Consider the following 23,016-nt stretch of genomic DNA (forward strand, 5'->3'; position numbering starts at 1 on the left):
TCGAGGAAAGATTAGGAAAGGCTTTTTCTGAAATTTTGGAGCAGAGATTCCTTTCCGGCCAAAAGCACTTCCACCTGATCCTGGTCGATATTGTAAACGACGTTGCTGCGTAGTGCGTCTTTGAATTCGTTCTGGTTGATCAGTTTTTGATCGTAACTTTCTTTTAGAAAATTATACCAGCCGGCCAAGAGAACTTTGAGATGTGGAAGTTCCCGGATCGGGATCGAAATTACTTTTTCTGGTTCCATAAAGACCAGAGCAGGCTATTTCCCGTACCGGGAGAGTCAAATCAATTTTGGAAGCTCGGTTAAGAATTTCAGGCGACTATTCGATTTTTGCCTTCGCTCTCGCAATGATTTTTCGAAGCGTTTGTTTTTCCTTTTCCACCAAGGCCGGTCCTTGTTTGGATTTCATAAATTCGAAATATTCTTTCCAACCTTTGAGTTGGTCCAAGGGATGATTGTCCGGATAAATCGTTCGAAGCTCCTCGTCGATCACGGATAAATTCGCAAAGCCGGAACAATCCGCCATGGTGAATTTTTCTCCGGCGATATAAGGGGAGAATTTCACGACTCTTTGTAAAGCCTTTACGCCTTTGATCAACGACGAATGAATCTCTTCCACGAGTTCGGGTGAAACTTCCTTTCCTCTCGACGCGGGTAAATAAACTCTTCTCGCGGGAATGTCCAAATACATTTCTATGATCGTCGTAATCTCTCTGACTCTCGCGGCTTCCCAAGGTTCTTCGGGAATCAGTTTCGGTTCCTGCGGATAAATCGTATCTAAGAATTCTAAAATAGCCCCCGATTCGAAGAGAAACCTCCCGTCGATTTCCAACACGGGTATTTTTCCCATAGGACTGATCTTTAAAAATTCCTCTTCTTGAGAAGGCGCCACCCTGAGTTGTTCGTATTCCAATCCCTTCTCTAAGATCCCTAGTTTTACTTTGTTTACGTAATTGCTGATGCTTGCGCCGTGCAGTTTGATCATGAGGAGGAATCCTATACGGATCGGATCTTTGGGAAAGTGTTTTTTGTTTTGTTATAATTCCGAATCTAATGGTTTCGGATCGGATTCGATTGAAATTCGAAAAAGGGCCTATTTACTCAAGTAAGTAGGTTTTATTCTCCAAGGTATATTTTCTTTTAGAAAGTGTCTAATTCGCAATTGTTATGTTAAAAAGTAGTATTCAATTTATAGAATCTTGGGATTTGTAAACAAAAACTCATAACTGATTTCAAAAGGATCCGATGATGAAAAATACATTCTCATTGTTGGTTCTCGTCGTTATTGTGCTGGCATTTTCCGGTAATTGTCATCGCTATTCGGTCGGGAAACAATATAAGTCACAACCATCCGTTGTTGTAGAAGGAAAAATCGCTTTGATTCACGAAAACCATATCGTTAAACGTTTTGGTTTCGTCGATGAAAGGGCGTTCTTAAATAAATTCGAAGATAAGTTCAAAGATCTTCCAGGAATCGAAATGATTTCCTTTCGCGAGAGTCGTAAGAAAATTCAAGACGCGAAGTTGGATACGGAACTTACTAAGATCAATTTTCACGATCCGATTGCGGTTAAAGCGAACTCCGCATTGCTCGCAAAACTTTCTTCCACTTTAGGTACCGATAAGATTTTAGTGGTTTATTCGGACGAGGATGCGTTTCCTCTTTCCTCTACGATTCTTATGATCGGAAGCGGTTTTTTTTACGAAACCACAAATGGAAACGGTCGTGGGATTTTTCATTCCGCTTCTTTGGTCGATCTTAAAAATTCCAATCTTCTTTTTCAAGAATTCACTTCTCGTGAAGTTTCTCCTCAAGCGGGACCGGCGAGAGGAAAAGGATTGGGTTCAGTTTTAATCAATGGATTGGCAAATGCTAAGGATGCGAATTAATATGAAAAAAACATTAAGTTCATTGGTGCTTTTGATGTTTGCGGTTGTTTTGAACGCCGCTTGTAGCGGCGGATATTATACCGCGCGATTGTATTCCTCCAATCCGAAACCGAAACTTTCGGAACTCAAAACGAAAAAATGGGCGATCCTTCCGACACTGAACGTTTATCCTACCGCTGCGGTAAGTCAGGAAATCGATTCTCGTTTGGACGCTTTGAAAACTAGAAATCCGAGTTACGTTCAATCAACTCCTTCGGATATTAAGAAATCGTTAAGCGACGCCGGATTTACGAAATCGATTTCCAAAATCTACACTGCGGTTTGGGAAAAAGAAAAGGCTGAGAGAGTTTCTTTATTAGTCGGAAGCGAACTTACGACTTCCATCGCAGTTCAAGCTATGGGTACTCCGGGGGCACAACAACTTCAAGTTTTGGGACAATCTTCGAATTCGAACGATGATTTTTTTGTGGCCGATTTGAAAGGTTTAGAAGGCGATTTTAAAGCACTAAAACTTAAGGAAGACTATGCGATCCTTCCCGTTCTTGTGGATTATCGTCCCGCGATCAACACTACGGATATTTGGTTCTTGCTTCCCGTTTACTTTGGAAAATCCGTTTATGAAAATTATACGATGTCTTACTTCGTCGTCGACTTGAAGACAGGTAAGAACATTCGCACGATCCGTACAGTACAAGGAACGGGCGGCGTGGAAGAATCAAGCGCTCAGATTGATACAATGATCGGGCAGGTATTGGAGCATTAAGATGAAGTTACAAAGAATTTTAAACCTAACGATTGCGTTCGCAATTCTAATTTTGGCAAATTGTATTTCTTTTGCTCATTACGAAGCGAATTATTTACCCGAAGATAAGGATATTAGAAGTTCGAAAGTTCTTTTGATCCTGCCAAGCTACAGCGATCATATCGCTGAGGAAATCTATTACAATCCTTTCGCTGAAAACCAGAGAAAGAATGCGCTGAGCAAACCGAAACAAAAGGGCGGTATCGTCGAAATTACCGTCGATCCTAGAAAACAATTTCAAGATTCGGCCGCTCGAAAAAGTTTTAAATTGTTTTTAGAAGGAACCCTTTACTCTTCTTTGAAAACGGCGATCTCTACGGAAAATCCTTCCGTACAATACCTGGATGAAAAGGATGAAAAAAGATTAGCTACTGAAATTCAAAAAACTTTTAAAAATCCTTTCGCTCCGATTAGTCCGGCTCTAAGAGACGAATTAAAAAAGAAGAATATCGAGTATGTTCTTGCTCCGTTGGCGTTCAGTACTCCGGGAAATGAGTTGTTTACGAAAGCGATTTCAGCGCAGCAAAATAACAACAATAACAATAACAACAATTCCGGCGGAAACGTTCAAACGAAAACTTCGGAGATACGCCAAGGCGGATCGATCGTAGGAGTTAGGCTTCAGTTAATAGATTTGCAAAGCGGAGAAAACGAAAAAATTTCCACGATCTATATTCAGTGGAATTTTGCGGATTCGGCTAAATCAAAGTTTCAAGAAAGTATTCTAAAATTGGTTCAAGGAATTTTTCCTCCTAAATCTTAAGAAGTTTTAGAATCTATATTTCCTTAAAGCCGCTTCGGAAAGTTACTTTCCCGAGCGGCTTTTTTATTTTATTCGGAAAACGATTCGGTCTTTTAAAATGGATCCTAAAAAAGTCTTTCTCTCTTTTTTCAAGAGAATAATTTCGACCGTCAAAAGGAATCTTCAAATGGCAAAAACGGCAATCATCACCGGCGGAACGGTCGGCATCGGATACGAACTCAGTAAACTCATCGCGGCGGACGGATACGATCTTATACTCGTGGCAAGAAACGAAAAGACTTTGAAAAAGGTGAAGAAGGAAATCGAATCCTCAAACAAGGTAAAGGTGGATATTCTTTCCGTGGATCTCGCGGATCCGAAAGCGCCCAAGAAAATTTTCGACTTCGCAAAAAAATCGAAAGCGGTCGTGGAGATTCTCGTCAACAACGCGGGTTTCGGAACGAGCGGAAGATTCGATCGAATGGAACTCAAAAAAGAACTCGATATGATCCAAGTCAACGTGACTTCTTTGACGGAGTTGACGCATCTGTTTCTGCAAGGTATGGTGGAACGGAAGAATGGAAAGATCTTGAACGTCGCTTCGACCGCGGCGTTTCAACCCGGACCGAACATGGCCAATTATTATGCGACAAAGGCGTATGTGCTTTCCCTATCGGAAGCGATCCACGAGGACGTTTACAAGGACGGAGTCACCGTAACCACGCTTTGTCCCGGACCGACCAAAACTGAATTTTTTGAAAGAGCCGAAATCACGAAGTCGAAACTTCTCAACAACCCGATGGCTCCGATCATGAGCGCAAAAGAAGTCGCGGAAATCGGATACAAGGCTTTGAAAAAAGGAAAGCCGGTCGTGATCTCCGGCGTTCTGAATTGGATTCTCGCCCAAAGCGTACGAATCACTCCGCGTTTTATCATCCGAAAGATCGCCAAGTTTTTGAATCAAAACGGATAAGAAAGAATGCAAGGCTCCATCATCGATTTAGCGGTTCCGTTTTTTATAGTACTGATCGGACTGGAGGTTTTTTACTCCCGAGTTTCCGGTAAAAAAGTATATCGATGGAACGATACGGTCGCGGATCTAAGCACCGGAATCCTATTTTCGCTGACGGGAGTTCTCGTAACGATCGGCTCCCTTTGGGTGTATGAGAAATTTAGAATATTCTATTCTTTGCAAACTCTTTTCGGAGTTCCGCCAATTCCGCTCGGGTCTCCGATCTGGGCGGATCATTTGGGTTGGCACGCGGATTTTAAGAATCTTGCGGGTTGGGTTTTCGTGTTTTTGGCCGTGGACTTCGTTTATTACTGGTTTCATAGGGCCACGCACGAAATCAACTTTCTCTGGGCCTGTCACGTTACGCACCATTCCAGCGAAGAATTCAATCTTTCCGTGGCGTTGCGTCAATCCAGCTTCCAGAGAATTTTCGAATACGGGTTCAATCTTACGATCGCGTTCTGCGGGGTTCCCTGGCAGGCGTTTTTGCTCGCTCACGGAATTCTAAAGATCTATCAATTCTGGGTTCACACAAGATTGATCGGCAAACTCGGTTTTTTGGAAGAAATCCTCGTAACACCGGCGCATCATCGAGTGCATCACGGAAGAGATCCGAAATACATCGACAAAAATCACGGTGGAATTCTGATCATTTGGGATCGGATTTTCGGTTCGTTTGCGAGGGAAGAAGAGGAGCCCGTTTACGGACTTACAAAACCGGTGACGACCTTTGATCCCGTTTATACGAACCTGCACGTGTATGAGGAAATTCTTTCCTTGATACAAAAGACCAAAAGTTTTAAGGAAAAGATTCTGATTCTTTTAAAACCTCCGGGTTGGAGACCGGCCAGCATCGGGCCTTCGCTTCTCCCCCAGGAAATCGATCGAAAGAAATATCTGAAGTTCGATCCGATCGTAACCAAACAAAGAACCGTTTGGGGAGTTTTGGAATTTCTTCTTTGGACCGTTGTTTCCCTGGCGCTCGTTCGATATTTTAAATCGGGGAATCTCGCGCTTTGGAAAATTCTTCCCGTGATCCTTTACGTCTTTTACGGATTCAGACATACCGGAATCGTTTTGGACGGAGGGCCTCTGGGAAAAATACAACACGGTTTGCTTCTGCTCGGAGGAGCGATTCTTCTTTGGATTCTGTTTTTCGTCTGAACCCGAGTTGTAACGAAAGAAGAATTTGAAATCATGACCGGAAACGGGATCGGCAAGTCGTGTTGAAACAACAAAAAGCAATCGGGACATTCGCGCTTTGTCTTTATCTTTTGGCCCGGCCCGTATTCGGAATCGATCTCGTAAATCTGGACGATTCTTCCTCCGGATTCGAGGATTCCTACGAATACTACGAGGATTTTACGGGGAATTTGAGTTTTGCCCAGGTCCGGGAATTGGCCGAAGCCGGTAAATTCAATTCTTCGAATATTCATTCATTAGGATATACGAATGCTTCCGTTTGGGTCCGTTTGAACGTGGAGAATTCCTCCGATAAACCGATCCGATGGATCGTGGAATATCGTTTTCCGGACGTGGATCTCGTCGAATACTACGATTTAAAAAAGGGAGAATCCCCGTTTTACAGGGCGGGGGACGTGCTTCCGTTTGGGGTTCGTCCGATTCAGTATCGAAACCCAGCCTTTCCTTCGGTGGGTCTTGCTAAAACGAACAAGTCCGTGTATCTGAAAATCAAATCCGATTCCAGAATCCAACTTTCGCTTCGTTATTATTCCGCGCTCGGGTTCTATCAGAAGGTCATCTTCGAACAGTTTTTGTTCGGATTGTTTTTCGGCTCGATGTTGATATTAGCGCTTTATAATCTTCTTTTATACGCGTATACGAAAGAATGGAATTATTTCTACTTCGCGCTTTATATCTCCGGTTTTTCTTTCTTTCAATTCGTATTGGAAGGTTTCGGGTTTCAGGTTCTCTGGCCGAACGCGGTTCTTTGGACCAATTCGAGCGTTCCGTTTTTTCTGATGGTTTCCCTTTCCTTGATGTCCCTTTTTGTCGCGGTTTATCTGGATTTGGAGAACCGTTCGAAACTTTCCTTTCGAATATTCAAATATTATCAAGTTCTACTATTGTTTTTCGCGCTCGGCTCCCTGTTGATTCCCGAGCGTTTCGGGATTTGGATCGGTTTGATCTTATCCTTTTGTTTTGTGATTCTTCTTTTTATCAACGGAATCCGAAGCATCGCGTGGAATCAGGGAAGCGCATTCTACTTTCTTTCCGCTTGGACGGTTTTGCTTTCGGGCGCGGTTTTGTTTTTATTTTTGCAAAGCGGATGGATGAAGGATTGGAGTCTTCGGTTGTGGATCATCGAAATCTCCTCCTTGTTCCACGTCGTTTTTATGGGAATCGGTCTTGCGGATCGTGTGAAGGTTTTATCCAAGGTTTTGTCCGCTAAGATCAAGGAACTCGGAAGCACGAAACTCGTCGCGGAACGTTCCGAAAAACGATTTAAGAATTTGTTCGAAGAATCGGAAGAATTTCTCTTTACGATGGATACGAACGGAAAGATCCGAAACGCGAATAAATCCCTCGGAAGACTGCTCGGTTTCGATCCGGAAGAAGTGATCGGCTGGGATTTTTTGGATCTCATCTTCGTTCCCACGGGAGGAGACGCATCCTACGCGAAAATTCTGGCCCGGGATAAGATCGAGGAACTTTTAAAACGGGGAAAAAGCTCGGAGTTCGCCGTAGAATTCAGGCAGAAGTTCGTTCTGGAACCGAGACAGATTCGGGTTCGTCTTCAGCTTTTGGATCTCGGGGACCGCAAAGGTATATTAGGAAAGGCTTATGAACTGAACGAGGATATTCTTTCCAAGTTCATCGTAAGCGAATCCATGCACTTCACTTTGAACAATTATCTCCGAAACGCGGATCTTTTGAGCAGGCTTCTGACCGTAAACCTTTCGAGTTTTGTGGGAACCGAAATCGTGATCGCGATCCGCACTTGTATTCGGGAGATCGTAATCAATTCCATAGAACACGGAAATCTCGCGATCAGTTTTGACGAAAAAACCGAGGCCTTGAACCAAGGACGTTATCTCGAATTTATCCAAGAACGTCAGAAAGAAACGTTCTACAACTATAGAACCGTAAAGGTTTCGTATTCCCTAAACGCGAGAAGGATCGGATTTCTCATCACGGACGAGGGAGAAGGTTTCGATTATAAGAAAATTCTAAACTTAGACATCGAAAAGCTGAACGAAACGAGTTTGACCCACGGAAGAGGGATCGTGATGACCCGCCGTGTTTTCGATATCGTTCGGTTTAACGAAAAAGGAAACCGGGTTCTTCTGATTAAGTATTTGAAAAAGCCGCTTCGTTACAAACGGGAAAAAACATCTTTCGACGTTTGAAATTTTTCGGGTTTGCGGATCGTTCGATCAAAGCAGAGCCGTTCGATATAAATCGTTCGACCGCTTCCGCTTCGTCTTAAAACTTCTGAGCGACTCCTAGGAAAAGAGTCGTCGTCAAAACCTGAAATTCCAATTTACGCGAGAATTGATTCGTGACTAAGATCGCGGCCTGATTCGTGGATTCGGTCAGAGGAGTTACGCTTCCGTCCTCTCTCAGATAAAAACTCGCCGTTTGTCCGTTGAAGGTTCCGGTTAAGGAAGGAATGTTGATCCAAGAAAGAGCGATTCCCAGTTGAAGACTTGTGGACTCGGTGATTCTTCGGTTGACCGTTCCTTCCAAACGAAACTCGATTCCGGTTCCGGTCAAAGAACCTTCCTGACGAAACGTTTCTCTTCCCGAGGTCGCATAACCCTTGGAATCCCAATATACCTGGGACATCCCGGCGCCGAGCCCGCCTTGAAAGATCCAACGTTTGTAATTCCATTCATACCAATACATCAAAAGAAAATACGGATTGGAAAGTTTGAAACTGAGATCCGTATAAAACGGCTCGGAAGAAACCTGTTTCAATCCGAACTTCTGCCATTCTCGATAACCGCCAATAAAACCGACCCGGCTTTCGGTGCTGATCTTTCTGCGGAGAAACAATTCTCCCTGAGACACATGGCTCGGAGGATCGAGTTTGGTTTTGGAGGCGACTCTCGGATCATACGTGTCCGTAAAACCCCGAAGGAAAGAATTGAGTCTATCTTCGCCCTTGTAACCGATTCCGGCGCGAAGCCCGAGTTCCCAGTAGAGTTCTTCCTCGGTGGGGATTTCCAGCGCGGGTTTAGTGGAATGGGCTTTGGTTTTGGGAAATTCTCCCTCGGCGTTCAAAGCGGATTCAGGAAAAGGGAAGAATGGGAAAAAAAAGAGAACACAGAATGAGATCCCGAAAATTTTGCTGGTAGCCCTCATAATTACAGGATTTCTAGCAAGGACTTCCAAAAAAAGCGGATTTTCGTTTCGATCGGGTGGGCCATGTTGCAATTTCATTTTTTTCAGTTTTTCGATTGGGATTTACTCAAACCCTTCTTTTACTTCCTGAGTTTTATCGGGATCTATCTGACCTTCAGACTCCGGTTTCCCCAACTTAGGTTCCTCTTTCTTGCGGTAAAAATTTTCTCGGGCAACATGGACTACAAGGGTTCCCGGGGAAGACTCGTTCATTCTCAGGCGTTCTTTTCGGGAACCGCGTCTTCTCTCGTTCCGGGGGCGGTGATCGGTTCGGCTCTGGCCTTGATGATCGGAGGACCGGGGGTTTTGTTTTGGATTTGGATCTCTTCCTTTTTTATCATGCCTCTTCGATTCGTTTCTTCCACGCTCGCGATTCGTTTTAGAACCAAAACCGCTTCGGGAAGATATCTTTCCGGTCCTATGTATTTTATAGAAAGCGCTCTCAAAGCGAGATGGCTCGCCGTGAGTTTTGCCATCGCCGGACTTTTGACCGTTCTCGTGATGGGCGGCGCGGTTCCTATGTTGTATGTGACCCATATCGCCAATCGCGCGTTCGACGTGACCGGTATGACGGTTCCGTTTTTGTTGGCTGTGATTCTCGTATTCATCGTGTTAGGCGGGGTGAGAAGGGTGGGAAAAATTTCCGCTTATCTGGCTCCGATCGCGATCCTATTGTTTTTTGCGGGTTATTTTTTCTTATTTAAGAATTCTCTCATGAACTTTAAGGACTTTCTCTGGCTTTCGTTTCAAGAAGCGTTTCAGCCTTTGACCGCCGTCGCGGGCGGAAGTTTTGTTCTTGCTCGAACCTTTAGCATGGCATCGGGAATCTTTTTCGTTTCCACCGAAACCGGGATCGGAAAAAGCGCGGGTTTGTCCGGAGTTGTAAGAACGGATTTTCCTGCGAAACAAGGTTTGGTGAGTATGCTCGCCACCTTCTTTGAAGGTTTTATCATATCGACGCTTGTGATCTACGCGCTTTCTTCTTACGGCGCGTTTAAGATGGAAGAACAGATGTTGTTCGTAAACGCGCTTTTTCAAGGAAGCACCAATCCGATCCATCTCGCGTTCTTCGGTTCGTTTTTGTTGTTGGGTGTGGTTTCGATCACGGGTTGGTTTTATACGGGAGAACAAAACGCTCTCTATGTGTTCGGTGAAAAGTTTGCGAACTTTTTTAGAATGCTCTTCTTGATCACCATTCTCGCCGTCGCTTATCTGTACGTAAAAAACGGAGAACAGATTCTTTTCGAGGCGTTCGGTCTCGGATATTCTCTTTCGATTATAACAGCGGTTCCGGTTTTGATTTCTTTGGTTCTTTTGGAAAAGATAGCAAGAACCGAACTCAAACGATTCTTAACCGAAAGCGGGGCGAGATACGAAGTCTTGAAGGATTTTTATCTTCTCGTTCTTTCCATCGTTCCTAAGAATTTACTTTCGAGACTGTTCGGACTTTTGGCTTCTTCCAGACTTCCTCGTTTTCTTTTGATTCCGATTTTGAAAGCGTTTGCAAGGGCTTACAAGATCAACGTCGACGAAGCCGAGCTTGAGATTCAGGAATACAATTCTCTCAACGCATTCTTTACAAGAGCCTTAAAGGCAGAAGCGAGAATCATCGACTCCGCGGACAACGAAATGGTTTCTCCCGTCGACGCGAGGATCACCGGTTACGGAGACATCAACCAGAGAATCATCATCCAAGCGAAGGGTGTGGATTACAATCTCAAGGAACTTTTGGGAGGAGGTGCTTCCAAGTTCATCGACGATTTTACGAACGGAAAATACATCACCTTCTATCTTTCCCCACAGGATTATCATAGAATTCACTCGCCCGCGTATGGTAAAATTTTAGGGTATTACTACGAGCCCGGAAAATTATTTCCGGTGAACGAACTTGCCGTGTTCGGGATTCGAGGTCTTTTTCCGAAAAACGAAAGATTGATTACGTATCTGCAAACCGAGTATGGAAAGGTCGCGGTGATTAAAGTCGGCGCTTCGAATGTCGGAAGAATTCGAGTAACCTACGACAATAAGATCGTTACGAACACGCTCATCCGGACCGCAAGGACGGTCGAATACAAGGACGTTTCGATTATGATCGACAAGGGCGCGGAGCTTGGTCGTTTTGAGATGGGATCGACCGTGATTCTTTTGATGGAAAAGGATACGTTTCAGTTTGAATCCTTGGCGGTGAACGAAAAGATTCTCTACGGGACGACGATCGGTAAGTTTTTGGCGAAGAAGTGCAAACTTCCGAAATGATTTTTTTGAAATCGCGGAACGTGTGGGAACTCATACAAGTTCGGGAAATGTAGGAACTCACACGGAAACTCGCGATCTTCGAAATGTAGGAACTCTTACAAAATGGCTCAACTCAGTTTAAAAGCGACGACCCCCGATCAGATCGACTTTGACGACAATCATCTAAAAATCACCTGGAAGGACGGAGTTACGTCCACGTTCGAACTTCTCGATCTGAGAAAACGTTGTCCCTGTGTCGTATGCAAGGGAGGACACGGCGGAAAAGTAGGAACTACCACCGGAGGAATTCAGTCGATCCGACTCTATTCGGTCAACAAGGTAGGAAGATACGCGATCAATCCGGTTTGGAGCGACAATCATCTCACGGGAATTTATTCTTTCGACGCACTTCGAATGCTCGCGGACGGCTTGGGCGGGGATTTAACTCTTTAGATTTTTGGAGTTGGCTACTCCGGGACAAAACATTGTCGAATTTCGAGAGACTATGAAGAATCTTTATTCGGAACTGAGATCTCGATTGTTTACCGAAGATTTTTCGGAGTTGATCGAAGCCTTACGAGATTTTAAAGAGGGCGGGCGGTCGGAAGAATTTGGCTTACGCAGTTTTGAAGGAACTTCGAGAAGATCCCGAACTTGCAAAATACGAAGATCGATTGTTGGAACTTATGGATCTTCTGGAAGATTTTTGTCCGCCTCATTTGAGAATTTGGAAAATCGAAGAATCGCCCGATTGAAACGGTCGGGTTTCTGCGAAGTTTTAGATTCAAGATAAAATGTGGGAACTCATACATTTCTAAAGTTGAAGGACAAGTTCCAATCGGATCGATTGAATTGTCCTGAATCGTTGCATCGGTCCGCGCATCTTTTGGTTTTTTTCCGAAAAAAGGTTGTTTTACCCCGAAAATTGGGTGGAATCAAGTTGGGAAGAAAAAAATGAGGTGACAAAAACTCTTTTCTTATGTCCCATTAACTAAAATTCCCGGGAGAGTTCCCAAAATGGGCGAAGGTTCCCTTTCACAGGAAGAGATAGACGCATTATTAGCCGGAGCGAGCGATTCGTTTGATCCGGGGGCGGTAGCATCTGCGGCCGCACAAAAAGACGTTCCGGGAATGTCCCCCGTGGACCGGGATATCCTGTCGGATCTTTTATCTTCTTGTTTTCAAGTTGCCGGGAACACGTTAGGCGCCGTTCTCTCCCGATCCTCCGCATTCTTAAATCCGAACGTGGAAACAAAATCCCGTAAGGACGTCGAATCCGAACTCAAGTCGGGTTCATTTCTTTTATATTCCACGTTATCCGGAAGCGTAAACGGAAGAGTCGTACTCGCTATGTCCGCGGAAAACGCGGTGAAGATCGCAAACTCCATGATGGGCGGTTTTGATTCTGGAGAATTGGACGAGGCTCAGATGCAGACTCTTCGAGATTCTCTCACACCCGTTATGGGGGCTTTGATCTCTCAGATCAGCACCAAAACCGGAGGCGGGGTCAACGGATCTCCTTCCGAAACGAGAAACGTAACTTCTCCGGCGGCCTTGGTTTTGCCGGACGGAGAAAGTGTGGTTCGCGTATTTTTCAATCTTACGATCGAAAGCATCCCTTCTTTTCGGGTTCAATTCTTACTTTCTCTTTCCACTGCCGCCGATCTTTTAAACCTGTATCGTCGTTCCGGCAGCGCGGGCGGGGATATGGGTGGAATGGGAATGGGGGGTATGGGCGGAATGGGAATGTCCGCGGGCTCCATGTCCGTAAAGTCCGTCGCGTTTCCGAATCTGGGAACCGCAAGCGGCGCTTCCAACACTCCGAACTTAAATCTTCTCATGGACGTTCAGATGAGCGTCACCGTGGAACTCGGAAGAACCAAAATGTATATCAAAGACATTCTGGGTTTGGGAGAAGGCTCGATCATCGAGTTGGACAAACTCGCGGGTGAACCGGTGGATCTTTTGGTAAACGGAAAGCTGATCGCCAAAGGCGAGGTTGTGGTCATCGACGAAAACTTTGGTGTGCGTGTAACGGATATCGTAAGCCCCACCGATCGGATCAAGCCGGAGGGCAAGTGAGAATTTTCGGGGCCTTCCGAGCGGACGGGAGAATTCTCGGTTCCGTTGTTGCCATATTTCTTATATTCAATTTTGCTTTTGTTTCCTTATCGGCTCAATCCGAACGAGAGCTTATGGACGAAGCCCTCAAAAAAGAATTGGGTCAATCTTCTTCTTCCAAGGACGAAAAGAAGAATTCCGATTCCGGAGAAAAGAAGGCGGATTCTTCCTCGACTTCCGGAACGGCGGGAAACACGGGAGAAAAAACTTCCAACGCGGAAACCCAAACCGCGCCGAATCCGGTGGAAGAAAGATATCGTCCGAGCGACGAGGGGCCGGGGATTGCGGGAACACTCTTTCGAGTCGTATTTATATTAGGACTTCTTTGTGCGGCACTTTATTATATTCTAAAATACGTATCTAAGAATCGGGAAGGAAGACTTCCGGTTCGAGGCGAGATGAATATTCTTTCGAGTCTGATGCTCGGGCCGAACAAACAACTTCAGATCGTCGAGATCTCGGGAAGATTGTTGGTTCTCGGTGTTGCGGACAACGGAATCAATCTGATCACGGAGATCGAGGATCCGGAAGTAAAACATAGGATTCTTCAGAAGAAAGAAAGTTTTCAACCGCCCGAGGGCGGATTTTTAGTAACTGTTCTTGAACAGATCAAGGACTTGAATTCTCGGATTTCCGGAACCCAAGAGGGACCGCCGGATACGAGCGAGAAGGGCGGGGCCAATCGGGAAGAAAAACGAAGGCAGGCCCGAAAGAAATTGGACGAACTCAAAGAAAAAACAAGCTCGCTCGAAAGCGGGCTTTTCGATTTGAGATAGGCCTGTAACGAATTGAGTAGGATTGTTTTTCAAGTGAGAATGAGACATAAAAAATTTATAAAGAACATAACCTGGATACTCTTGCTCGCCGCAGGTTTGTCCGTAGGTTCCTCATTCTTTTCTCTGGACGCGCAATCGGCGGGAACTCGGATTCCGATTCCCAACCTGAACATCAACGTAAACGAGGCGAAGGGTCCGAGAGAAACCAGTTTGTCTCTGATGGTTCTCTTTCTGGTCACGATTCTTTCCTTGGCTCCCGCGATCGTGATGTCTTTGACTTCTTTTACGAAGATCGTGATCGTTTTGGACTTCGTGAGAAGGGCTCTTTCGATCCAGAACCTTCCGCCGAACCAGGTGATGATGGGGCTCGCACTCTTTATGACCTTCTTCATTATGGCTCCGACTTTGAATACGGTAAACGAGCGCGCTCTAACTCCGTATCTCGAAGGTAAGATCGACACGAACGCGTTCTTTGACAAAGGAATGGTTCCCATCCGGGAATTTATGATGCGTCAGATCGGAACCTCGGGTGCGAAGGATGTCGCATTATTTTTAAAAATCGGAAAGGTCGAAAAGGTGGAATCCTTCGACGACGTTCCTTCCTATGTTTTGATTCCCGCGTTTATGTTAAGCGAAATCAAAAAGGCCTTTTGGATCGGGATCATCATCTTCATTCCTTTTATCGTGATCGATCTCGTGGTCGCTTCCGCTCTTCTTTCCATGGGTCTTATGATGCTTCCTCCGGTTATGGTGAGTTTGCCGTTTAAGCTGATTCTATTCGTTCTTGTGGACGGATGGAACCTGATCGTCTACGAGTTGGTGAGGAGTTATAAATGACGGAACTCGACGCGATGACTTTGATCCGGGACGCGCTTTATATCACGTTGAAGATTTCGTCTCCGATTCTTTTGACGGCCCTGGTCGTTGGGCTTATCATAGGAATTTTACAGACCACAACTTCGATCCAGGAACCGACGATCGCGTTCGTTCCCAAGTTGGTCGCGATTTTTATCGTGATCGTGATCTTTTCCTCGTGGATGATCCAGACGATGACGGATTATACGCGGAATCTGTTTTTGATGATCGAGAAATTTTAGAATATTATGGAATACTTTATCAATCATTTTCAGGTGTTTCTTCTGATCCTTTCGAGATTGATGGGGTTGTTGTCCGTCGCGCCCGTCTTTTCGTATCCGTCGATCAGCGTTCCGCAGAAGATGATTTTTTCCTTTTTGGTCGCCGTGATTCTTTTTCCGGTTACTGCGGGTTTTCTTCCTCCGGTTCCGGGGGACATGGGAAGTTACGGTCTTGTCGTGATGGCCGAGGCATTGATCGGAATGCTACTCGGTTTCTTGATCAGTTTGATCTTTGCCGCGTTTCAGATGGCCGGAGAATTTTTCAACGTCCAGCTTGGTTTCGGTTACGCCGAAATTTTGGACCCGGTGACTCAGACCAGTTTGCCCGTCATCAGCACTCTCAAAAATCTTTTGGGTATGTTGCTCTTTCTCACGTTAGGCGCTTATCGGATCATGTTCGAAAGTCTCGCATATTCTTTTGAGAAGATTCAGGTTCTTCGTTTTACTCCGGAAATTCAAAACGGAATTTATAAGGCGATGGAAGACGCGGTGGGAGCGATGTTTCTCGTCGCGTTTAAGTTGTCTCTTCCCGTTCTCGGGATCATTTTGCTCGTCACCGTTTCCGAGGCGCTCATGGGGAAAGCGGCTCCGCAGCTCAATATTTTGCAGTTATCCTTTCCGATTAAGGTTTCGATCGGTTTGATCGTGATGATCTTTATCACTCCGTATTTGGTGTCTCAGATGGGAGCGGCGTTTGATCTTTCTTTTGATAAGGTCAATCTTATGCTGCGGGAGTGGCCTAAGTGAAAGGGAAGAATCTACTCGAAAAAATTGTCGCAGTTCCGACAAACTCCGTGAATCAAAGCGCGCCCCACCCACACTTAGGGTGGTGGGGTGAGGTGGTGGGAAGGATCGGGGAATTTTTCTCTATCACGAAACGCCTTTTTCATCCACTCAAATTTTTCTCGGCGATTTTTGTCGTACCTCCGACAAACGAACTCGCAGTTTCGTCTAACGCGGCCGATTTCCGGATCGACCTTCAACTTTTTGCGGCGGAAGACGAAGGCCGAACCGAGCCCGGGTCCGAACGAAGAAGAAGGGAAGAACGTGAAAAAGGAAACGTTCCAAAATCTCCCGAACTTCCGGCCGCGGTCGTGCTTCTTGCCGGAGTTATTCTCGTGTATCTCATGGGAGAATATTTTTTCATGAGAACGTTTTACATTCTTCGCAAGTATATTCACGGCGTAGGACAAAGAACCGATATCAGTTCCGAATCCGTGACCGAACTTTTAAAAACCGCGTCCACGGATTTGTTCACCTTACTTTGGCCTTTGCTCGGAATCACTCTCGTGGGGGCCATCATCGGAAACGTGGCGCAGGTGGGATTTATCTTCGCACCCCGCGCGCTCAGTTTTAACTTCAGTAGAATTCAACCGAACTTCAAGAAGGTTTTGCCCACACGTCAGACGCTCTTTAACCTCGGAAAGTCCCTTGCGAAGGTTGCTCTCATCGGTTGGGTTTCCTACATCATCATCAGTAAGGATTTTTTTCCGATTCTTCTTTCGGGAGAAATGGGACTCGAACAAGCGGTCGCTCTCGTTATGAGCAGTTCGTTCAAAATCTTTTTATTCGTGGGGATCATTCTTCTCGCGATCAGCATCGTGGACTACTTGTATCAAAGATACGAATATGAAGAATCCTTAAAGATGACTCCTTCCGAAGCGAAGAGAGAAGCTAAGGAATCGGACGGGGACCGTTCTCTCCAGGCGAGAAGAAGACAACTCGCGCGGGACATGATGAACAAACGCAAGATGCTCGCAAAGGTTCCCGAAGCGGACGTGGTCATCACGAACCCGACGCACTTCGCGGTCGCTCTCGAATACAAACCGGGAATTCACAAGGCTCCGATCGTGATCGCAAAAGGTGTGGACGATTTCGCATTATTGATTATCAGAATCGCAAGAGAAAACGGGGTTCCCACCGTGGAAGACCGTCTTCAAGCGAGAGGTCTTTACGAAGAAGTGGAACTCGGCGCGGAAGTTCCACAGCAATTCTATCGCGCGATCGCGACGATTCTCTCTCGTTTGGAATCTTTCCGGAGAGCCGTGTAAGAGGAAACTATGGAAAAGAAGTGGTGGAATCAGTCTGACGTAATTTTGGGAGTGGGAGCCGTGGCGATCGTCGCGATGCTCGTCATTCCTTTGCCCGGATTCATATTAGATATTTTGATTATTGTGAGTTTGGCGATCGGGCTTCTGGTTCTTTTGACCTCGCTTTCGGTCAACGAACCCGCCGACTTTTCGATCTTTCCGAGTTTATTGTTGATCACTACGTTATATCGACTCGCGCTCAACGTTTCGACCACGAGACAGATTCTTTCCAAAGGTCCGGCGATGAACAGCCACGTCATCGACGCGTTCGGTTCGTTTATCATCGGAAGCGAGTCCGGTCTTTCCAAGTATGTGGTGGGATTTATCATCTTCATCATTCTCGTGTTGGTGCAAATTCTCGTGATCACCAAAGGTGCGACTCGGATCTCGGAAGTTGCGGCTCGATTCACGTTGGACGCGTTGCCCGGTAAACAGATGGCGATCGATATGGAACTTTCTTCCGGAAACATCAACGAGGAAGAGGCCAAAAAAAGAAGAAAGAAGATCGAAGCCGAAGTCGACTTTTACGGTTCCATGGATGGAGCGAGTAAGTTCGTACAAGGGGACGTTCGAGCGGGGCTCATCATCACCGCCATCAACCTATTAGGCGGCGTTGTGATCGGAGCTTCCATTCGGGGAGAATCCTTTACGCAAGCCATCGAAACCTACGGCAAGTTCACGATCGGGGACGGACTCGTTTCCCAGATTCCCGCGTTATTGACAACGGTTGCGACCGGTATCATCGTTACCCGTTCCGGTTCCGAATCGGATCTTGCGACCCAGTTCAAAAGTCAGCTCTTCAGCAATTCTAAGGTTCTCTATGTGGTCGCGGGAAGTTTGGGTTTTGCCGCGTTCATTCCGGGACTTCCTTTCATTCCGCTGGTTCTTCTTTCCGCGGGGATCGCTTATCTCGGATATTCTCTCGAACAAACGGTCAAAGAACAACTCGAGTCGATCGAGAAAAAGGAAAAAGAATCCGGTCAAGACCGCAAGCCGAAGGACTTCTACGAAGAACTCAGAACCGATCCGATCGAAATCGAAGTCGGTTATCATCTCATTCCGTTAGTCGACGCTTCCCAAGGCGGAGCTCTGCTCGATCAGATCAGCAACCTGCGTAAAAAGTTCGCTCAGGACAACGGGGTCGTCATTCCTCCGGTAAGAATATTAGATAATCTTGATTTGAATCCGGATACGTATTCGATCAAAATCAACGGAACCGAAGTCGGTGCCTCTACCGTAAAACCGGATAAGCTCATGGCGCTCAACACAAGTCCGGGAACCGCGGAAGCGATTCAAGGAGAGGATTTCCTCGAACCTTCCTTCGGTCAAAAGGCGAAGTGGATTTCTTCCGAAGATAAGTCGGAAGCGGAAGCGAAAGGTTATACGGTCGTCGACGCGTCCACCGTAGTCGTCACTCACTTAAAAGAACTTCTTGCCACACACGCGTCCACCTTACTCGGAAGGGAAGAAGTCAAAAAACTTCTGGATCATTACAAGGCGAGTTATCCGACTCTCATCGGTGAACTCGATGCGGACAAACCGGGCAACTTGGGAATCATTCAACAGGTTCTTCAAAATCTTCTGCGAGAAGGTTTGGGAATCCGCAACCTCGTTCCGATTTTGGAATCGATCGCGAACAATCTTCAGAAGTATCAGAATCCGTACATTCTAACCGAGCTTGTGCGTCAGTCGATTTCCAGAACCGTCGTTCGGGATTATCTTTCCATGGACGGTAAGCTCCGAGTCATCACTCTGGAAAGTAGAATTCTCGACCGACTCAACAAGTCGATCACTCAGGATCGGATCGAAAACCGGGACGTTCTTTCTTTGGCTCCCGATTTTTACAGAAGGCTGATCGACAGCGTGGCCGAGCTCTATCGCAATTTTAGAACGGAAGGAAAGTTCCCGATCTTCGTCGTGAACCGGGAAGTGCGTCTGCCTTTCTCTTATCTTCTCGCAAAAGAATTTCCTCCTCGAAACTTCGGGGTTCTGGCGTACGAGGAGATTCATTCTTCCGTGGATTCGGTGATCGAGGCCGAACTCAAACTTCCTCAGGCTCAAACCGCGGCGGCGGGAGTCGGGGAAGAAGCATGAACTATTTAGAATATTCGATCTTGCTAATAAATCAGGATCAGGGAGTTGAAAATGGAATTCGCTAAAATTCGCGGTAAAAGTTACCAAGACTGTTTGATGGAAATGAAGATGAAATACGGATCGGAAGCGACCGTGATTTCGCAAACCGTGGTGACCGAAGGCGGTGTGATGGGAACCGGTCTTCTTGCAAAGAAGATGATCGAGATCCAGATCGGAATTCCCGAAAAACAGGCGTCCCGAGAAAAGATAGAACGCAAACTTCAGGATCTAAAGGATCTTTTAAAACAAAAGTCTTACGCGGCTCCGGAAAGAAAGAAAACTCTTCAGACCTTAAAACCTCTTTCCAGAACCTTGGAAGAAAAAGAATCCGCGACCGCGGTCGCGGAAGATTCCTGGGAGATCGAAGACATCACGACCGAGCCCGAAAGAGTCGGTCTTTCCTTCGAGAAAGAACTTTTTGACAAGAGCGTTCAGAGCCGCAGGGAAAATTCCCCCGTTCGCGGGAGGAAGGATTCTCCGTTAACCCGACTCGGTGAAAAGTGGGTTCGGGAAGGAATGAGCCAGGCCTATGTGGACGAGATTCTTTCCAAGGTCGAGGAAAGACTTTCCCCGATCGATCAAGGTCGCAATCACGCCGTGTCCGAAAGGGCGATCGAAATTCTGAAAGAAAGAGTGAGCGTCGACTCGGATCTTTTTCGAGGCACGGGAAAAAATCAGAGGAAGGTTGTCTTTCTTGTAGGGCCTACGGGTTCCGGTAAAACGACAAGCGTCGCGAAACTTGCGGCGAAGTACTTCCTACATATGGGAAGATCCGTGTCGCTTTATACGACAGATAACTATAGAATCGCGGCGATCGAACAACTCAAACGTTACGCAGACACAATGGGAATGCCGTTTTATCCGGTTAAAGACATAAAAAAATTCAAGGAAACTCTGGCCCGAGACGGGTCGGAACTGATCCTCATCGACACCGCGGGTTACAGTCATCGCAATCTCGAACAACTCGAAAGAATGAATTCTCTATTGTCTTGTTTCGGAGAAAAAGACTCGGTGGAAAATCTTCTTGTCCTTTCCGCCACTTCTTCCTACCATCATACAAGTACGGTATTGAAAGCCTATGAGTCTTTAAATTACCGAAGAATTCTCCTCACGAAACTCGACGAGGCAGATTTTTTAGGTGGTTTTCTCGAACTGGCCGATACATACTCTAAGAGTTTCACATACTACAGCGTGGGTCAGGAGGTTCCTTTCGATATTCTTCCTGCTGATAAAAACCTGATGGCCGAATGTGTGGTGACTCCGGAGAAAATTGCAGAGCTGAGAGGAGAGGTTTTCACCGTCGCAGGTGGCTGATTCCTATCGGCTTTTGAAGAGGTAAAGAATGGACCAGGCGACTCATTTACGGAAACTCACCGAGGGGAACACGAGTCTAAAAGTTCTGTCATCCAGAAAGCCCACGACAAAGATCATCGCGATCGCGTCCGGGAAGGGAGGAGTTGGAAAGAGTACCATCTCCGTGAACCTCGCCATATCTATGGCCCGCGCTGGTCAAAAAGTCCTCGTGTTCGACGGGGACTTGGGGCTCGCCAACGTAAACGTCATTCTCGGGATCATTCCCAAATACAATCTCTATCACGTCGTGAAGGGCCATAAAAGCCTCAAAGACATCATCATCCAAACCCCGGAAGGCGTGGACATCATCGCCGGAGCCTCGGGATATTCTCAGCTTGCCAACCTAAACGACACGCAGAGAAATTCCCTCATCAAGGGTTTTTCCGAATTAGACAATTATGATATTATGATCATCGATACCGGAGCCGGAATCAGCTCCAACGTGATCGGTTTGACCCTTCCTGCGGACGACGTCATCGTCATCACCACGCCGGAGCCGACCGCGATCACCGATTCGTACGGACTCATCAAGGCGATCGTTTCCCAAAGCAGAGATAAGAATCTCAAGATGGTCGTGAACCGGGTTCGAAGCGCGATCGAAGGGAAGAAGGTCGCGGACCGAGTCATCGACATCAGCGGTCAGTTCCTCGAAGTAAAGGTGGAAAATCTAGGTTTTATCTTTCAAGACGAGGAAGTGGAAAAGAGTATCCGGGAACAAAAACCGTATATCATCAATTCTCCCAAAAGTAAGGCGGCGGCCTGTCTGAATCGCATAACGTATTCTCTTTTAAATCAGGAAATGGAACCCTTGGAAGACGCCGGTATCAGCGGGTTCTTCAAAAAGTTTTTCAACTTTATGGACGTCCGGGACAAAGAGCTCGATCAGAGCGACGAAGAATAAACCTTGAACCTTCAGGTCGCATTCATCGGCGTTTTTGCCGTTATCGCGTTGGTATTGAGTCCGATCTGCGGATTCGTCACCGGTAATTCCATAGGTCATATCCTTCTCGTCACGGTTCTATCCGTCGTTGCCTTTGCCGTTCTCGGATTCGGAGTGCACGCGATTTTGGAAATGAAGGTTCCCGAGTTTTTGGATTTCTTAGCCAACGCCGCGGGAGAATATGTTCCGGCCGCGTCCGATGCGGACGGAGCGGGTGCGGGTGGCGGACACGACTATACAAGTCATGCAAGCGATACGGAATTCTCTTCGGGGGACGGTCCTTCCAACTCGGAAGTCTTCGCTTCGGCCACTCCGAAACGACAGAAAAGCGGAAACTTTGGGGATCACATCATGGTCGAAAATATAGCGATCAAAAACGAACCCAAACTCATGGCGGAAGCGATCCGCACTATGTTGGCTCGCGACGACATGGGCGAAAAGTAAGAATTTCTTTCCAAATTCTTTCCGTTTAGCTCTAGAAAGTTAATGAGACAAAAAACTGCTTGATTTCCCTGTTTTTGCCCCAAAAAATGCTATTGCAATTTTCTGAGAAGCTCGACACTTTAGAATGAAGGTCAAGGTTTTTCCAGATCCGAGCTTATGTCCAAAAAATATGAGAAATATAACCAGCAGGATGAGACGGAACTATGGAAATCCTATCGGGATACCAAAGATCAGGACATCCGATCCTACCTTGTGGAGAAATATTCTCCGTTAGTCAAACACGTCGCCGGTAGAATCGCGATCGGAATGCCTCAAAATGTGGAATTCGACGATCTCGTATCGTACGGAGTTTTCGGTTTGTTAGACGCGATCGAAAAATTCGATCCGGAAAGACTGATTAAATTCAAAACCTACGCGATGACTCGGATCCGAGGAAGTATCTTCGACGAACTTCGCTCGATCGACTGGATTCCAAGATCGATCCGTCAAAAGGCGAAACAACTCGAACAGATTATCGGAATGCTGGAAAACAAAGAAGGCCAGCAAGTCGACGACGACGCGATCGCGAAAGAACTCGGAATCTCCATGGAAGAGTACAATTCTCTTCTTACCAAAATCAGCGGAACCTCTCTCGTATCGTTAAACGACATCTGGTTTCTCGGAGACGAAAACGACGAAGTGTCCTTTATGGAAACTCTCGAATCTCCGATGAACATGAACCCGGACACGATCATCGAGAAGGAAGAGATCAAAAACGTGATCGTAGAAGCGATCAAAACCCTTCCCGAAAAGGAAAAGAAAGTAATCGTATTATATTATTATGAAGATCTAACGTTAAAGGAAATCGGAGAAGTTTTGGAAGTAACAGAATCCAGAATTTCACAACTCCACACGAGAGCGGTTTCCAGACTGAGAAGTAAACTCGGTAAAGTAAAGTCCGTCATTTCTCGCAAGTAAGCATTCATTGAT

General features: G+C 46.2%; 23 protein-coding genes. 20 read left to right on the forward strand and 3 right to left on the reverse strand.

Going from position 1 to position 23,016, the window contains the following annotated elements; genetic code table 11:
* Nucleotides 1-11: 11 nt before the first annotated feature.
* Nucleotides 12-248 (reverse strand): hypothetical protein, encoded by a 237-nt coding sequence (locus LEP1GSC052_RS03620; protein ID WP_010572103.1) that lies wholly within the window; start codon nucleotides 246-248, stop codon nucleotides 12-14.
* 76 nt (nucleotides 249-324) lie between these two features.
* On the reverse strand, nucleotides 325-990 hold the full coding sequence (locus LEP1GSC052_RS03625) for a glutathione S-transferase family protein (RefSeq protein ID WP_010572104.1): 666 nt from the start codon (nucleotides 988-990) through the stop codon (nucleotides 325-327).
* Nucleotides 991-1,253: 263 nt separating this feature from the next.
* On the opposite strand from LEP1GSC052_RS03625, the gene LEP1GSC052_RS03630 reads away from it, so the two are divergent.
* From LEP1GSC052_RS03630 to LEP1GSC052_RS03655, 6 genes are all read left to right on the forward strand, one after another.
* Complete coding sequence (locus LEP1GSC052_RS03630; RefSeq protein WP_040913265.1) at nucleotides 1,254-1,895, forward strand: hypothetical protein; 642 nt, start codon at nucleotides 1,254-1,256, stop codon at nucleotides 1,893-1,895.
* A gap of 1 nt (nucleotide 1,896) precedes the next feature.
* Nucleotides 1,897-2,658 (forward strand): hypothetical protein, encoded by a 762-nt coding sequence (locus LEP1GSC052_RS03635; protein WP_020986467.1) that lies wholly within the window; start codon nucleotides 1,897-1,899, stop codon nucleotides 2,656-2,658.
* A gap of 1 nt (nucleotide 2,659) precedes the next feature.
* Nucleotides 2,660-3,460 carry a hypothetical protein gene (locus tag LEP1GSC052_RS03640; RefSeq protein WP_010574472.1) on the forward strand — a complete coding sequence of 267 codons (801 nt, stop codon included), beginning with the start codon at nucleotides 2,660-2,662 and terminating at the stop codon, nucleotides 3,458-3,460.
* A gap of 166 nt (nucleotides 3,461-3,626) precedes the next feature.
* Nucleotides 3,627-4,412, forward strand: coding sequence for an SDR family NAD(P)-dependent oxidoreductase (locus LEP1GSC052_RS03645; protein ID WP_020986013.1), 786 nt, complete (start codon nucleotides 3,627-3,629; stop codon nucleotides 4,410-4,412).
* Nucleotides 4,413-4,418: 6 nt separating this feature from the next.
* A complete protein-coding gene (locus LEP1GSC052_RS03650) occupies nucleotides 4,419-5,615 on the forward strand; it encodes a sterol desaturase family protein (protein WP_020986198.1) in 1,197 nt (398 codons plus the stop codon).
* Between the two features lie 62 nt (nucleotides 5,616-5,677).
* On the forward strand, nucleotides 5,678-7,822 hold the full coding sequence (locus LEP1GSC052_RS03655) for a 7TM diverse intracellular signaling domain-containing protein (RefSeq protein ID WP_010574475.1): 2,145 nt from the start codon (nucleotides 5,678-5,680) through the stop codon (nucleotides 7,820-7,822).
* 76 nt (nucleotides 7,823-7,898) lie between these two features.
* On the opposite strand, the gene LEP1GSC052_RS03660 is transcribed toward LEP1GSC052_RS03655, so the two are convergent.
* Nucleotides 7,899-8,780: an LIC_11366 family protein gene (locus tag LEP1GSC052_RS03660; RefSeq protein ID WP_010574476.1), complete on the reverse strand. Its 882-nt coding sequence runs from the start codon at nucleotides 8,778-8,780 to the stop codon at nucleotides 7,899-7,901.
* A gap of 63 nt (nucleotides 8,781-8,843) precedes the next feature.
* On the opposite strand from LEP1GSC052_RS03660, the gene asd reads away from it, so the two are divergent.
* The 14 genes from asd to whiG all read left to right on the forward strand — a co-directional run bounded on the left by asd (nucleotide 8,844) and on the right by whiG (nucleotide 23,004).
* On the forward strand, nucleotides 8,844-11,075 hold the full coding sequence (gene asd, locus LEP1GSC052_RS03665) for an archaetidylserine decarboxylase (protein WP_010574477.1): 2,232 nt from the start codon (nucleotides 8,844-8,846) through the stop codon (nucleotides 11,073-11,075).
* A gap of 102 nt (nucleotides 11,076-11,177) precedes the next feature.
* Entirely contained in the window at nucleotides 11,178-11,507 is a 330-nt protein-coding gene (locus tag LEP1GSC052_RS03670) for a DUF971 domain-containing protein (protein WP_010574478.1), read from the forward strand.
* Between the two features lie 158 nt (nucleotides 11,508-11,665).
* A complete protein-coding gene (locus LEP1GSC052_RS21195) occupies nucleotides 11,666-11,809 on the forward strand; it encodes a hypothetical protein (protein WP_020986120.1) in 144 nt (47 codons plus the stop codon).
* A 262-nt stretch (nucleotides 11,810-12,071) separates the two neighbouring features.
* Nucleotides 12,072-13,136, forward strand: a complete 1,065-nt coding sequence (gene fliN, locus LEP1GSC052_RS03675) for a flagellar motor switch protein FliN (RefSeq protein ID WP_020986134.1) — start codon at nucleotides 12,072-12,074, stop codon at nucleotides 13,134-13,136.
* A 2-nt stretch (nucleotides 13,137-13,138) separates the two neighbouring features.
* Entirely contained in the window at nucleotides 13,139-13,951 is an 813-nt protein-coding gene (gene fliO, locus LEP1GSC052_RS03680) for a flagellar biosynthetic protein FliO (protein WP_423789954.1), read from the forward strand.
* Between the two features lie 39 nt (nucleotides 13,952-13,990).
* Nucleotides 13,991-14,788, forward strand: a complete 798-nt coding sequence (fliP, locus tag LEP1GSC052_RS03685; RefSeq protein WP_207764992.1) for a flagellar type III secretion system pore protein FliP — start codon at nucleotides 13,991-13,993, stop codon at nucleotides 14,786-14,788.
* Entirely contained in the window at nucleotides 14,785-15,048 is a 264-nt protein-coding gene (gene fliQ, locus LEP1GSC052_RS03690) for a flagellar biosynthesis protein FliQ (RefSeq protein WP_010574483.1), read from the forward strand. The genes fliP and fliQ overlap by 4 nt, the downstream gene beginning before the upstream one ends.
* A 6-nt stretch (nucleotides 15,049-15,054) precedes the next feature.
* Nucleotides 15,055-15,834: a flagellar biosynthetic protein FliR gene (fliR, locus tag LEP1GSC052_RS03695; protein WP_020985928.1), complete on the forward strand. Its 780-nt coding sequence runs from the start codon at nucleotides 15,055-15,057 to the stop codon at nucleotides 15,832-15,834.
* Nucleotides 15,831-17,138, forward strand: coding sequence for an EscU/YscU/HrcU family type III secretion system export apparatus switch protein (locus tag LEP1GSC052_RS03700; protein WP_020986314.1), 1,308 nt, complete (start codon nucleotides 15,831-15,833; stop codon nucleotides 17,136-17,138). Before fliR ends, LEP1GSC052_RS03700 begins: the two co-directional genes overlap by 4 nt.
* 9 nt (nucleotides 17,139-17,147) lie before the next feature.
* The gene (gene flhA / locus LEP1GSC052_RS03705; RefSeq protein WP_010574485.1) at nucleotides 17,148-19,271 is read left to right on the forward strand and encodes a flagellar biosynthesis protein FlhA; all 2,124 of its coding nucleotides are present in this window, start codon (nucleotides 17,148-17,150) and stop codon (nucleotides 19,269-19,271) included.
* Between the two features lie 51 nt (nucleotides 19,272-19,322).
* Nucleotides 19,323-20,624, forward strand: coding sequence for a flagellar biosynthesis GTPase FlhF (gene flhF / locus LEP1GSC052_RS03710; protein WP_010574486.1), 1,302 nt, complete (start codon nucleotides 19,323-19,325; stop codon nucleotides 20,622-20,624).
* A gap of 28 nt (nucleotides 20,625-20,652) precedes the next feature.
* Nucleotides 20,653-21,564, forward strand: coding sequence for a MinD/ParA family protein (locus tag LEP1GSC052_RS03715; RefSeq protein WP_010574487.1), 912 nt, complete (start codon nucleotides 20,653-20,655; stop codon nucleotides 21,562-21,564).
* A 3-nt stretch (nucleotides 21,565-21,567) separates the two neighbouring features.
* Complete coding sequence (locus LEP1GSC052_RS03720; RefSeq protein ID WP_010574488.1) at nucleotides 21,568-22,047, forward strand: hypothetical protein; 480 nt, start codon at nucleotides 21,568-21,570, stop codon at nucleotides 22,045-22,047.
* 156 nt (nucleotides 22,048-22,203) lie between these two features.
* Nucleotides 22,204-23,004 carry an RNA polymerase sigma factor WhiG gene (whiG, locus tag LEP1GSC052_RS03725; RefSeq protein ID WP_010574489.1) on the forward strand — a complete coding sequence of 267 codons (801 nt, stop codon included), beginning with the start codon at nucleotides 22,204-22,206 and terminating at the stop codon, nucleotides 23,002-23,004.
* Nucleotides 23,005-23,016 lie beyond the last annotated feature (12 nt).

Origin of the sequence: Leptospira kmetyi serovar Malaysia str. Bejo-Iso9, assembly GCF_000243735.2 — a bacterium.
GTDB classification, from domain to species: Bacteria; Spirochaetota; Leptospiria; order Leptospirales; family Leptospiraceae; genus Leptospira; species Leptospira kmetyi.